We start from the raw sequence: 13,485 nt of genomic DNA, 5'->3' as shown, positions 1-13,485 counted from the left end.
ACCGTGAACCGCGCATGGTGCTCTTCCCGCCCGGCGGACCGATGAAGTCGGCGCGCATCGACCCAAGTAAGTATGTCGCCACACGGCTGGTCGCCGAGCTGGCCGACGCCTGGAAAGAGGCCGCCGAACATCTCGACCTGACCCCCGGAACAATCACTCGTCAAGGCGGGGTCATCAGACGAGTTGGCGAATTCTTGACCGACCGCGCCGACCGATTTCTCACCTTGTCTGGCGACGGCGGGGAGGTTGCGCGACGACTGCACGACTGGGAATCGGCAATGGTCCTGCGTTTCCCGCCTCCCAGCGTGCACGCGAAAGACCTCGGCATGGAGTTGCGCAATCACGTCGCCCGATATCTCCAATCACACGGGGTGCACGACGGTGTGCTCGCGGACTGGACCAGCGGATGGGTCTTGGACGGCAGCGCATGGGAGGGCTTACCGCTCGACGAATTCAGCAACGACGAACGACTCCACCTTGAGCAGACATGCCGAACGATCGTGCGCGACACCGAAACACGCCTCGCCCGCGGCAACACCTTGCTGAACGCCGGAAGGGATCCCCGCAGCCACGGCTGGAACCAAGTGGAGAACGTCCTGTGGGCCCTGCGGAACCTGCCCTACGACGAATCGTTCCACGTTCATCTGGCCGGGCCGCGTCGAGCACTGAACGGATGCGACGTCGACCAAGAGTCCGGAGTCAACCGCGATGCCCGATTGAAGGCACGCCCGCTGGTGACGGCCATAGGCGCATACCTCACCCCAGAGGACGAGTACCTTCTCGCCATCAGAGTGCTGCTCCACCTACAAACGGGGTGGGCACCTGAGGAGAGCCGCCGACTTCTGCGCAGTGACATCGAGATCGGCGACTCCTCCGTCCGTGTCCGAGCGACCAAGCTACGGGCCCAACGAATCCGCTGGCACACCCTGTCCTCAACGCCACAGCCATCCTGGGGATGGAAGGCCGGCGACCTGCTTCGACGCGCCGCACACGCGATGCAGCACGCGCACGCGCTCACTCCCGACGAGCCACTCTTCTGGGTGACAGGGGTCCGCTCTGCACGGGACCGGCGCGACGACGAGTATCCCCAATATGTGATCCGTGCAAGACATTTCGGATGCCCCAACTCGCTCAACAAGCTCATCGAGCGCCACGGACTGACGATCAGCGAACCGCACGATATGCGTAGGATCCGCAAGACGGTGAAAAGCGCGCGGGCCGCATTGCTCGGCACCCTCAACGGCGCCGCCGGTGACGACCACTCCGTCGAAGTCTTCCGGGGCCACTACGCCCAAACCACCACGGTTCACACCATCGCGGCACAGACAGTCCTGCGCGCCCAGCGCAAAGTCCTCGAACGCGCATCAAACGGACCGATGTTTATCGACGCGACGGCCGCCGACGTCGCCGCTGGCCCAAATGACTCCGATGTGGCCGCCCTCGCCATGTCGGTGGCCGAAGAATCACCCACAGAGCAGCAGCTGACACTTGCAGCATGCCGAGACCCCTACGATCCGCCGGTCGGGCAGACAGGATCGTTGTGCCACGCCTCGCCGTCGCTGTGCTTGCAGTGCCGAAACGCGGTCGTCTTCCGCGACCACCTGCCACGCCTCCTCATATACCGCAACGTGCTGGACGGCATCGAAAAGACCATGCCCCCAATCCAGTTCAGCGAAGTCTACGGCCAGCAACGCATCAACGTCGACGCCATCCTCACCGAATTCACCAGTGACCACATCGAAGCAGCGCGCCAACAAACCGCTCACCTTCATCGACCGTTCGGACAAAGGGCTGAACAGTGACCCGCCAACTCACATCACCGATAGCGGCGGCGTGGGATCCGCCCTTCGCTCCCGACGAACCCGTGCTACCGGCGGCTCGCCGGATCGCACCCGGTCCCGAGCTGCGATTCGACGATATGCCCCGCTGGGATCTGACCGCCGGCGGAATCGCCCCTAACCTGAGCGCGTCTCGTGCGCATCTGCGTTTCGATGACCTCCCCGAGGCCTGGGTGTCCATCGCCAAGACGTTGGCAATGGCGATGCTGCAACCAACCCATACCGTCCTTCGTGAAGCGCACGTCTACCGGTCCAACCGGCCCTACAAGATCAAGTCGATCCAGCACGCCCTCGCCGAGCTGCGGTATCTCGCGAAATGGGCTGAGGACCGTGGTTACACGGCCGACCTGTCGCTATGGACCGATGACGACAGCGAGGCGTATCTCGCATCGGTTCGCGCCACCCGCGCAGCCACCGCCGAGAAGTCAGCGAACGATCTCCTGCGCCACCTGGTGGCGTTCGGGCCGCTGATGCACAACGGCGGCCTGCGGGTACCGGTGGGGCGTTCCAAAACTGGCAGCTCGGGCGAGATCAAGACACCGGTCATCCCTCCAGACACATTCTGGCCACTGATTCGCGCCTGCTGGACCTATATCGACGTATTCGCCCCTGACGTTCTTGCCGCCCGCGACGAGATCGACACACTGGATGCCAGCCCACCTCCCGCAAAATGGCCGGCGGCACAAACCATCGACCGCGCAATCGACTCCTGGCTCACATCACCCGACGGTTTCATTCCGCTGCACATCTACACGCTTGGACGCGGAAAAGCCGGCGAGATCAACTGGGACGGCCTGGCGCTATGCACCACGCCGCGGATCCGGGCAGTCAACTTCTACAACGGCAGCGGAGCAGCCCGACGGCAACGAGTCCGCGACGCGATCGCCGCCGGCTTGCCCACCAAGTTCGGCTACTCCGCCGTTCCACCCACGGTCGTCGACCGACCCGACGGGACACGCGGACCATGGATCAGCGGATTCGACCGCGTCATCGTAAGCAAAGAACTCACCCAAATGCGCAACGCTGCTTATATTTTCGTCGCAATCATGACGATGATGCGGGACAGCGAAGTCCAAGGACTCGCCGCCGGAGCGATCGGCACGCACTATGGCGCCCCCGCGATCACCAGCAACCTCCATAAAGGCCAGACGGGTGCGGGTACACCACAGCGCTGGTGGGTAAGCCCGCCGGTCGTTCGCGCCCTCGAAGTCGCAGAACGCATTACCCGTGACCCAGGCAGGCTGTTCGGCAGTGTCCGCACCGGCGTCAACCGTGACCTCGCCGGGTTCGACCAGCACGAACAGATTCGGTCGTTCATCAACTGGGTCAATGACCACTCACCCCGTAACGGGCTGGAGCCGATCCTCGCAACAGCGTTGGCGCCGCATATGTTTCGCCGAACCATGGCCGTCCTCACCGCCAACGAACCCGACGGAGAGATCGCCCTCGGAATCACCCTCAAGCACAACGCCACGCGGGCACTGGCCAACGCGACCACCAGCGGTTATGGGGCACCGACACCAGAGTGGGCCAAAGAGTTCGAACACCACGCCAAGGAGGCCGCTGCCGGAGAGCTCGTCGCCGACTGGGCACGGCACGCCAACGGTGACCGAGAAGTGCGCGGCCCTGGCGCCGCCACATTCGTCAACAGCCTCGACAGCGTCACCGACCGTGCGAGCAGCACCGCCGCGGTAGGCGACACGCATGCTCCGAAACCTGCTGCGCGACGAGTTTGCCACGATCCGCCTGGGCACCCTCAACCACTGCCTCGGCGACCCGAACAAGGCACTCTGCCTGGAAGGCGCGTCCGCCGCAGTTAAAGCTGGCGGACCCATCCCGAGCATGTGCCAACCCGCCACCTGCCGAAACTCAGTGATCACCGACAAACACTTCCCGGTCTGGCGCCACGAGGAGGCCGACCTCGTCGAGAAACTCAAGGACAAGAAGATGGCCACCGTCCACCGCCAGCGCCTCGAAGCCCAACTCGCCGATGTCCGACGAATCACCCAGCAGGACCCCAAGTGACCGCCGTCAGCCCTGCGTCCGAGAAGAAGCTGCGCGACGCCATGCAGCGACTCCTCACAGGCCAATCCAGACGGACCGACGGGCGGCTCACCAAAGCCAACCTGCACGTCGAAGCCGGTGTCAGCCGCGCCACCATGAACCGGGCCGACGCCGTCCTCGCCGACTGGAATACCGCTGTCGGCGCCCGGGTCGCACCGCGCGACTCCCAGATCATCGAGTTGCAGGGAATAGTCACCAAGCTCAAGCAGACCATCGCGACGTTGCGGCAAAGCAACACCGACCTCGAACGAAAGAACCAAGCCGCGGTAACCGTGATCGCCGAGCTCCACTCACAGCTACAAGCGAGTCGCGGTGCCGTGCCGCGCGGAACCGTCACTCCGCTGCAGGGCCGTCATGCGCGACGGCGGTGGTGATCACAGGCTGACTTTCCGACCTCGACAGAGTCGGTTGAACCCGCAAATACACGGTCTAAATCGGTTCATCCCGCTAAGATCGACCAGTCGGCACGCAGGGGGTCGATAGTCAGGAGGTTGCCTGTGGCTGAGCCGTGGCTGTCAGCCGACGACATCGCCACCCACCTCGGCGTCACCAAGGACACGATCTACAGCTGGATCGCCGAGAAGGCCATGCCCGCTCACAAGGTGGGGCGCCTGTGGAAGTTCCAGGCGGCTGAGGTCGACGATTGGGTTCGTCGTAACGGGGCGACGGCCGCGGAGGACTGAACATGCACATCATCGACAACGTCAACGACCTCCTCGGCGATGATCTCAAGGCTGAGGTGCAGGCTGGGTCGAAGCTGCGTATCGCTGCATCGACGTTTTCCATCTTCGCGTTTGAGGCGCTGCGCAAGGAGTTGGAGCGCGTCGAAGAGCTCGAGTTCGTCTTCACCTCGCCGTCGTTTGTCGCCGCGGCGGCTACTGATCAGCTGCCCAAGGAACGCCGACAGTTTTTCATTCCGCCGGGGTCCAACGGGGAGTCGTCGCTTTACGGTTCGCAGTTCGAGATCCGTCTGCGCAACAAGCTGACGCAGCGGGCCATCGCGCGTGAATGCGCGGAATGGGTGCGCCGAAAGGTTCGCTTCCGGTCGAACCGGACCGGTGCCCCGATGCAGCAGTTCGTCGTTGTGGATGACAAGGTCGCCTACCAGCCGATCCAAGGCTTCACCTCCGCCGACCTTGGCTATGAGCGTGGGAACGCCGTGTCGAACGTCGTGACCAAGCTCGACGATGCTCCCATGGCACGGCAGTACGCCGCCCTGTTCGATCAGATCTGGAACAACCCCACGCAGCTCGAAGATGTTACCCAAGCGGTGTACGACCACATCGCGAGCGTGTACGCCGAAAACTCACCGGCGCGAATCTACTTCCTGATCCTGTACAACCTGTTCTCGGAGTTCCTCGACGACATCAGCGAGGACGTCCTGCCGAATGATCGCACCGGCTACCAGGAAACGCAGGTCTGGCAGAGCCTGTACAACTTCCAGCGGGACGCGGCGACGGGAATCATCAATAAGCTGGAGACCTACAACGGCTGCATCCTCGCTGACAGCGTGGGGCTCGGGAAGACCTTCACCGCGTTGGCAGTGATCAAGTACTACGAGCTGCGCAACAAGTCCGTCCTGGTGCTTGCACCGAAGAAGCTTGCGGAGAACTGGACCAACTACAACGCCAACCTGACGACGAACATCTTCGCTCAAGACCGGTTCAACTACGACGTCCTCGCCCACACCGATCTTTCCCGCACCAAGGGTGAATCGTTGGGGCTGCGGCTCGACCGAATCAATTGGGGCAACTACGACCTCGTCGTTATCGACGAGTCCCACAACTTCCGGAACGCGGACTACGCAGAAGAGAAAGAGTCGCGCTACCAACGGCTGATGCGTCAAGTCATCCGCGAGGGTGTGAAGACCAAGGTGCTCATGCTGTCGGCCACACCGGTCAACAACCGCTTCAACGACCTGAAGAACCAACTCCAACTTGCCTACGAAGGAGAGTCGGAGAACCTCAGCCAACACTTGAACATCTCGACCACGGTCGAGAAAGTGTTCAGCGACGCGCAGCGCGTCTTCAACGAGTGGTCCAAGCTCGACCCCGAGGCGCGCACCACCGACCGTATCCTGCAGATGCTCGACTTCGACTTCTTCGAACTGCTCGACTCGGTCACCATCGCACGGTCCCGCAAACACATTCAGGCGTTCTACGACACCACCGAAATCGGTACCTTCCCACAACGGCTCCCGCCGCGGTCCATTCGTGAGCCGCTCTCCGACCTCCCCGATGTGCCCGCATTCAACGAAATCTTCGGACAACTTCAAGCGCTCACCCTGGCCGTCTACACGCCGCTGTCCTACGTATTCCCAAGCCGAATCGGCAAGTACGAAGACCTCTACAACGTCAAGGGCGGCACGGCGCGCTCCAACATCGGGCAACTCGGCCGTGAGCAGGGCTTGAAAAAGCTCATGACGGTCAACCTGCTCAAACGTTTGGAGAGTTCGGTCGAGGCGTTCCGGCTCACCCTCGCCAAAATTGAAGGCGCGGTCGACAACACTCTTATCCGAATCAAGTCACGAACAGGATCCTTGAACGATCTGAGCGTCGATTTCTCCGGCCTGGACCTCGATGTCGACGACGAGGATGACGCCAACGTCGAAGCGCTCTCGTTTGGCGAGAAGATCAAGATCGACCTCGATGACATCGACGTAGAATCCTGGCAGCGTGATCTGTGGAACGACCGTGAGACCCTCCGCGAGCTACTCGACGAGATGCGCAGGGTCACACCAGATCACGACCTCAAGCTGCAGGCGCTCAAACGACTCATCGAGGACAAGGCCGCCAACCCCCTCAACCCGCTAAATCGCAAGGCACTGATCTTCTCGGCGTTCGCCGACACTGCCGAGTACCTCTACAAACAGCTCGCGCCCACATTGAGCAACTCCGGGCTACACACCGCCCTCGTCACCGGCGGTGCCCACGCCGCGAAAACAACGCTGGGGACCGGCTACGACTTCCAGCAGGTCCTGACGCTGTTCTCGCCAAGGTCCAAGCAACGCCACCTCACCATGCCCAAAGACACCGGCGAACTCGATGTGCTGATCGGCACCGATGTCATCAGTGAAGGCCAAAACCTCCAGGACTGTGACTATCTCGTCAACTACGACATTCACTGGAACCCAGTACGGATCATCCAACGATTCGGCCGCATCGACCGCATCGGCTCGACCAACGCCCAGATCCAGCTCGTGAACTTCTGGCCCGACATCTCCCTCGACGAATACATCAACCTCAAGGAACGCGTCGAGAACCGCATGGTCATCGCCGACCTCGCCGGCACCGCCGACGACAACGTCCTCACCCTCGAAGGCAGCGACGCCGCGTTCCGCAAGGAGCAGCTCCGCAAGCTCCAAGACGAAGTCATCGAACTCGAAGACGTCCGCACCGGTGTATCCATCACCGATCTCGGCCTCAACGACTTCCGAATGGACCTGCTGGGATACCTCAAGAAGGCCGGCGACCTGGCCACCGCGCCGAAGGGACTTCACGCAGTAATCCCCGCAGACCCCTCCAGAGGCCTCCACCCCGGTGTGCTGTTCGCGCTGCGCAACGTCGACGCCAACGAGAACATCAATCGGGGCAACCGGCTGCACCCGCACTACCTGGTCTACCTCGACGACAACGGCAACGTCATCGCCGACCACACAGAGGTCAAACACCTTCTCGACCTGATTCGCGCAGGATGCCGGCCCCACGAGGAACCCGTCACCGAGGTCACCCGCGTCTTCAACGCTGCCACCCGCGAAGGCGCAGAGATGGGCAAGTACTCCGAATTGCTCACCGCAGCAATCCGATCCATGATCGACGTCACCGAAGAACGCGACATCGACAGCCTCTTCAGCGATGGACACACGACCGCCCTCACCCAGGCAATCGCCGGCCTCGACGACTTCGAACTCACCGCATTCATCGCGATCGTCGACGCCTCCGAAGGAACCACATGACGGCCCTGCTCTACCGCTGGCCCGCCGCCGCCAAATTCGGTCGTACCGTCCCGAAAACCAAGTTCTACGAACACGGCACTGTCTCCGGTGCAGTACGTGACAAATTCGTTTCCGAAGTCCAGCGCATCACCTGGGCCTACAAACTCGCCCAAGCCACCATCAACCTGCCCGGCAACACAGACGTCCCCGAGATCCAAGTTTTCCAGATCGACACAAAGGGCGACGATGTCAGCGAGTCCGTGCTCGCCGCCATCGACAAAGCGGTGAAGACCCCCATCATCTTCGAGATAGTCACCGGCGAAGGAGACGAGCAGCGAGTCCGGATGGCTGCATCGCACAAGCAGGTCGGCCCCGCTACGCCCAAGCTCAGCGCCTACTACACGACCGACTGGCAAACCCCGGATGCCGAGCGGCAGCCACTACCAACAGCGATCAGCCTGCCATCCCTGTACACCGCACTCCTCGCGCCGCTGACCCCGGTATCAGCACGGCCAGGAGAGGAATTGTCAGACGTCGCTGCCAGACTCCAGGCCGTGCGCAAGCTCGAACGCGAGGTCGCCTCCCTGGAGCGCAAACTCCGCGCCGAGCCGCAACTCAACCGCAAGGTAGAGCTTCGGCGCGCCCTGAAAACGAAGCAAGCAGAACTGGAACAGCAGAGGTAGCAGGTGGAGAAACTTCGCATGACATCGCCCGACTTGACCGAGGCCAATATCGAGAAGCTCGCCGAGCTGTTCCCCAACGTCATCACCGAGACGCTCGACGCCGACGGCAATCCCAAGAAGGCCATCGACTTCGACCTGCTGCGCCAGGAACTGTCGGATCATGTTGTCGAAGGCCCGCAGGAGCGCTACCGGCTCGACTGGCCCGGTAAGCGCGAAGCGGCATTCGCCGCCAACGCGCCGATTGCAAAGACTCTCAGGCCGGTTCGCGAAGAGTCGGTTGACTTCGACACTACCAAGAACCTGTTCATCGAGGGCGATAACCTCGACGCATTGAAGCTTCTTCAAGAGTCGTACCTGGGCAAAGTAAAGGTGCTGTTTGCAGACCCTCCATACAACACGGGTACCGACCTCGTTTACCACGATTCGTTCGCGGTCTCGCCGCCCACCTACCTAGCTCAATCAGGATTCGTTGACACCTCCGGCGCCAGGTTGGTCGCGAATCTGTCGACTAATGGGCGCTTCCATTCTGACTGGTTATCGATGATTTACCCGAGGATTCGATTGGCACGAAACCTGCTGACCGATGACGGCGTGATGTTCTTGACGATCGGAGATCAGGAGGGCGCCAACCTTAGAATCGTCATGGATGAAGTATTCGGCGCGAAAAATTTTGTTGCGACAATCATCTGGCAGTCCCGCACTTCAATATCTGACGACCAGGAAATCTCCGCGAACCACAATTACATTCTCGTGTATGCGCGAAACCGCGAACTCTTAACTTTCTGGGGTGAGCCCCTGCGGGCAGACGAGTATTCGAACACAGACTCCGATCCGCGAGGTCCGTGGAAGCTGGTCCCACTTGATGCCAATAAGCCAGGCGGTGATACACATTACGAAGTAGTTAATCCGGCCACCGGACAGGGTTTTTGGCCACCGGCTGGCCGATCCTGGGCTATCAACCGTGTATCTATGCAGCAGCTCATGGAGGACGGCCGAGTCAAGTTCGGGTTGAGGGGCGACTCAGCGCCAAAACGGAAGCTGTTTCTAAACGAGCGGGTCGAGCGCGGCGACACGCGGACACCCAGCTCGATTCTCCTCGACGCTGGGACCACGAAAGATGGTAGCGAGGAAGTCGCAAAGATGCTGGGATCGAAGAGGATATTCGACTATCCAAAGCCCGTCGCGTTGCTGAAACGCCTTATCCGGTACGGATCGACCGGAGCGCGTGATTGCCTAGTACTTGATTTCTTTGCCGGCAGCGGTACGACGGCCGAAGCTGTCATGCGGCTCAACGCTGACGATGGTGGTTCTAGGCGATTCGCAGTCGTTCAGTTCCCCGAGAAGGTTGCGCCGGAGTCGGCTGCAGGCAAGGCGGGTTTTGGTTCTATTAGCGAGATCGCTCGCCAGCGGATTCGGAAAGCTGGCACCGAAGTAAAAGACCGTGCAGGCTTAACCGCACCTGACATCGACTGTGGATTCCGAACATTCAAGGTCGATACAACAAGTATGGCTGACGTGTTGCGGGCCCCAGACGAGACTGGCCAGCAAGCACTCACTGAACTTGAGAGCAGCGTGAAGCCAGGTCGATCCGCGGAGGATCTGCTTTTCCAGGTGCTGCTGGACTGGGGTCTCGAACTGACCATGCCGATCGTGGTCGAGAAGCACGAATGCTACGACGTCTTTGTTGTTGAAGACGGCGCACTTATCGCCTGTTTCGATTCAGCAGTGAGCCCGGAGTTGGTGCGAACCATCGCCAAGCGCGAGCCACTGCGGGCGGTGTTCCGCGATGCCGGCTTTGCATCCGACGACGCTCGGATCAATGCGGAGCAGATCTTCCGTGAGATCTCGCCGGCGACGGATGTGAAGGCCATCTGACACTGATGAAGCTTCAGTTCAAGATTCAGCAGTATCAGACCGATGCCGTGGACGCGGTTGTCGACGCCTTCGCCGGACAGCCGAAATATGATGGCGTCTCTTATCGGATCGACCCGGGCAGGGCGAAGCCGGCTACGGCACCGACGCTGTTTGACGCGAGCTCGACCTCCGACTCGGGTCTACGAAATGCCGAGATCGCGTTGACACCAGAGCAGTTGCTAGAGAACGTTCAGCGCGTTCAACGGCTGCGAAACCTGCCGCTGTCGGACAAGCTGGTGGACAGCAAAGCCGCTCCGGGTGCTCCCAATCTCGACGTCGAGATGGAAACCGGTACCGGAAAGACCTACGTCTACATCAAGACGATCATGGAACTGCACAAGCGGTACGGCTGGTCAAAATTCATCATCGTAGTCCCGTCGGTCGCGATTCGCGAGGGCGTGAAGAAGTCAATTGATTTGACGGCCGAGCACTTCCAGCAGACGTACGGCAGCAAGCCTCGGTCCTTCATCTACAACTCATCTCAGCTGCATGAGTTGGAGCGATTCAGCTCGGACGCCGGGGTGCAGGTGATGATCATCAACATTCAGGCGTTCAATTCGACGAGCAAGGATAATCGCCGCATCTACGACGAACTCGACGACTTCCAGTCGCGACGTCCCATCGATGTCATCAGCGCAAACCGTCCCATCGTGATCATCGACGAACCGCAAAAGATCAGTGCACCAAAGTCATTAGAAGCGCTGTCGCGGTTCAATGCACTCATGGTGCTGCGCTACTCGGCAACTCACAAGGTCGAGCACACCAAAGTTCACCGCCTCGACGCCCTCGATGCGTACAACCAGAAGTTGGTCAAGAAGATCGCGGTGCGAGGCATCACCGTGAAGGGGCTGGCCGGCACGACGGCCTACCTGTATCTCGATGCCATCGAGATCGCCAAGGGCGCAAAACCGCGGGCCCGCGTGGAGATCGAGGTACAGACCAAAGGTGGGTCGATCGCGCGACAGGTCAAGCGCCTCGACGTGGGCGCCAACCTCCATGACATCTCCAATGGCATCGAGGCGTACAAGGGTCTCTTCATCACCGACATCGACGCCAACCGCGACATCATCGAACTCAGCAACGGTGATGTCGTCATCGCTGGACAGCTCTCCGACCGTGACGTCACTGAGGAAGCCAAGCGCCGCATTCAGATCCGGGAGGTGATTCGGGCGCACCTTGACAAGGAACGCGAACTGTTCACCCGAGGCATTAAGGTTCTATCGCTGTTCTTCATTGATGAGGTGGCGAAGTACCGCGATTACGACCGCGAGGACACGCTCGGTGACTATGCCCGGGTCTTCGAGGATGAGTACACCGCGATCGTCGATGAGGTTCTTGGGGAGCTGGAACTGGATCCCGCAACAGTGGCTTACCAGGCTTACTTGCGACGCGATGCCGTCCGAGCAGTGCACGAGGGCTACTTCTCGATCGACAAGAAGACCAGGCATGCGGTTGACGGGCCGGTGCACGCGACAGGTGACGAGAAGGGTCAATCCAAGGACGTCGACGCCTACGATCTGATCCTCAAGGACAAGGAGCGGCTGCTATCGCTGGCCGAGCCTGTTCGCTTCATCTTTTCCCACTCCGCCCTTCGGGAAGGCTGGGACAACCCCAACGTCTTCGTGATGGGCATGCTCAAGAAAAGCGATAACACCGTATCTCGGCGGCAAGAGATCGGCCGCGGCCTGCGCTTGGCCGTCGACCAACACGGCGAACGTATGGACAACCCCGTCACGGTGCACGACATCAACGAGCTGACGGTCGTTACCGATGAGTCCTACACCGACTTCGTCGCCGGGTTGCAAAAGGAAATCTCCGACTCGCTGGCCGCGCGGCCGCGCAAGGCAAGCGTGAAGTTCTTTGCCGGCAAGACAATTCAGACCGAAGACGGTGAGTCGGTGGTCGAGGAAGCCCTTGCGCAGGCCCTCTATAGGTACCTGATCAAGAACGACTACCTGAACGACGATGACACCCTTTCTGACGAGTACAAGGCAGCGAGAAGGCTGGCACCCTGGCAGAGCCGACATCAGAGGCCCTGAAACCGGTGCTCAAGTTCCTCTTGCCCTTGGTCGACTCGCTGAACATCGACGTGCCGATCCCGACCGACGACCGCAAGCCGAAGAAGATCCCGCTCAACGAGGCCAACTTCGCCAAGAAGGAGTTCCAGGCCCTGTGGCGCCGGATCAACCACAAGGCTGTCTATCAGGTCGAGTTCGACTCATCCGAGCTCATCGCCAAATGCATTCACGCACTCGACAAGCATCTCAAGGTCGCCGCGATGCAGTACGTCGTCCAGGCGGGCACGCAACGCGACTCGCTCGAAGCTGACGACCTCACCAGCGGTGCCGGATTCGACGTATCCAGCACCGCCACCCACACAGCGACAGTGTCGGCCGCATCCCAGGTCAAATACGACCTACTCGGTGAAATCACCGAGAAAACGCAGCTGACCCGTCGTAGCGCGGCAGCTATCCTCAGTGGAGTCACACCGGAGACGTTCGCCAAGTTCCGGCTCAATCCGGAGCAGTTCATCACCGAAGCTGCCCGACTCATCAACGAGCAGAAAGCAACCGCGATCATCGAGCACCTGACCTACGATGCGCTCGATGACCGTTTTGACACAGCGATTTTCACCGAGAACCAGACCAAGCAGGACCTCACGCACGCCGGCAACAAGCTGACGAAGCACATCTACGACTACGTCGTAACCGATTCCAAAGTGGAACGGAAATTCGTCACCGAACTCGATACCAGTCAGGAGGTTGCCGTCTACGCGAAGCTGCCACGCGGATTCTTCATCCCGACCCCCGTCGGTGACTACAACCCAGACTGGGCCATCGCGTTCACCGAGGGAACCGTCAAACACATCTACTTCGTCGCCGAAACCAAAGGCTCACTCTCGTCGCTTCAGCTCAAAGGAGTCGAGGACGCGAAAATCGAATGCGCCCGGAAGTTCTTCGCGTCGCTGAACGAGAAGAATGGCGAGAACGTCAAGTACGAGGTTGTCACCGACTACACCGAGCTGATGCAGCTCGTAACGGTGTGAGCCGGG

Annotated in this window: 8 protein-coding genes and 1 pseudogene; all 9 read left to right on the top strand. The window is 60.7% G+C overall.

The features are described from left to right. Positions 1-14 precede the first annotated feature (14 nt). The 9 genes and pseudogenes from AB8998_RS30160 (at position 15) to AB8998_RS30120 (ending at position 13,479) form a co-directional block, all read left to right on the top strand. Complete coding sequence (locus AB8998_RS30160) at positions 15-1,802, top strand: hypothetical protein (protein ID WP_369739986.1); 1,788 nt, start codon at positions 15-17, stop codon at positions 1,800-1,802. 116 nt (positions 1,803-1,918) lie between these two features. After that, complete coding sequence (locus AB8998_RS30155; protein ID WP_369741973.1) at positions 1,919-3,658, top strand: hypothetical protein; 1,740 nt, start codon at positions 1,919-1,921, stop codon at positions 3,656-3,658. Positions 3,659-3,710: 52 nt separating this feature from the next. Beyond that, on the top strand, positions 3,711-3,863 hold the full coding sequence (locus AB8998_RS30150; protein WP_369741972.1) for a hypothetical protein: 153 nt from the start codon (positions 3,711-3,713) through the stop codon (positions 3,861-3,863). Further along, the gene (locus AB8998_RS30145) at positions 3,860-4,276 is read left to right on the top strand and encodes a hypothetical protein (protein ID WP_019345303.1); all 417 of its coding nucleotides are present in this window, start codon (positions 3,860-3,862) and stop codon (positions 4,274-4,276) included. The genes AB8998_RS30150 and AB8998_RS30145 overlap by 4 nt, the downstream gene beginning before the upstream one ends. A 123-nt stretch (positions 4,277-4,399) precedes the next feature. Next, on the top strand, positions 4,400-4,585 hold the full coding sequence (locus AB8998_RS30140) for a helix-turn-helix domain-containing protein (RefSeq protein ID WP_069404361.1): 186 nt from the start codon (positions 4,400-4,402) through the stop codon (positions 4,583-4,585). Between the two features lie 2 nt (positions 4,586-4,587). Further along, the gene (locus tag AB8998_RS30135; protein WP_369739989.1) at positions 4,588-7,857 is read left to right on the top strand and encodes a helicase-related protein; all 3,270 of its coding nucleotides are present in this window, start codon (positions 4,588-4,590) and stop codon (positions 7,855-7,857) included. Further along, positions 7,854-8,519 carry a DUF4391 domain-containing protein gene (locus AB8998_RS30130; RefSeq protein ID WP_369739990.1) on the top strand — a complete coding sequence of 222 codons (666 nt, stop codon included), beginning with the start codon at positions 7,854-7,856 and terminating at the stop codon, positions 8,517-8,519. Before AB8998_RS30135 ends, AB8998_RS30130 begins: the two co-directional genes overlap by 4 nt. Before the next feature lie 18 nt (positions 8,520-8,537). Next, the gene (locus tag AB8998_RS30125) at positions 8,538-10,394 is read left to right on the top strand and encodes a site-specific DNA-methyltransferase (RefSeq protein ID WP_369739991.1); all 1,857 of its coding nucleotides are present in this window, start codon (positions 8,538-8,540) and stop codon (positions 10,392-10,394) included. A gap of 5 nt (positions 10,395-10,399) precedes the next feature. Further along, positions 10,400-13,479, top strand: a pseudogene (locus tag AB8998_RS30120) (type III restriction-modification system endonuclease). Positions 13,480-13,485 lie beyond the last annotated feature (6 nt).

The sequence above is a fragment of the Mycobacterium sp. HUMS_12744610 genome (assembly GCF_041206865.1).
Classification (GTDB): Bacteria; Actinomycetota; Actinomycetes; order Mycobacteriales; family Mycobacteriaceae; genus Mycobacterium; species Mycobacterium servetii.
Note: the sequence above shows the minus strand (reverse complement) of the source record. Positions and strands in the feature narration are given on the sequence as shown.

Excerpts from the sequence above, each read along its gene's own strand:
- AB8998_RS30160 (WP_369739986.1), top strand. The coding sequence starts at position 15 with ATGGTGCTCTTCCCGCCCGGCGGACCGATGAAGTCGGCGCGCATCGAC.
- AB8998_RS30155 (WP_369741973.1), top strand. The coding sequence starts at position 1,919 with ATGCCCCGCTGGGATCTGACCGCCGGCGGAATCGCCCCTAACCTGAGC.
- AB8998_RS30135 (WP_369739989.1), top strand. The coding sequence starts at position 4,588 with ATGCACATCATCGACAACGTCAACGACCTCCTCGGCGATGATCTCAAG.
- AB8998_RS30130 (WP_369739990.1), top strand. The coding sequence starts at position 7,854 with ATGACGGCCCTGCTCTACCGCTGGCCCGCCGCCGCCAAATTCGGTCGT.
- AB8998_RS30125 (WP_369739991.1), top strand. The coding sequence starts at position 8,538 with ATGACATCGCCCGACTTGACCGAGGCCAATATCGAGAAGCTCGCCGAG.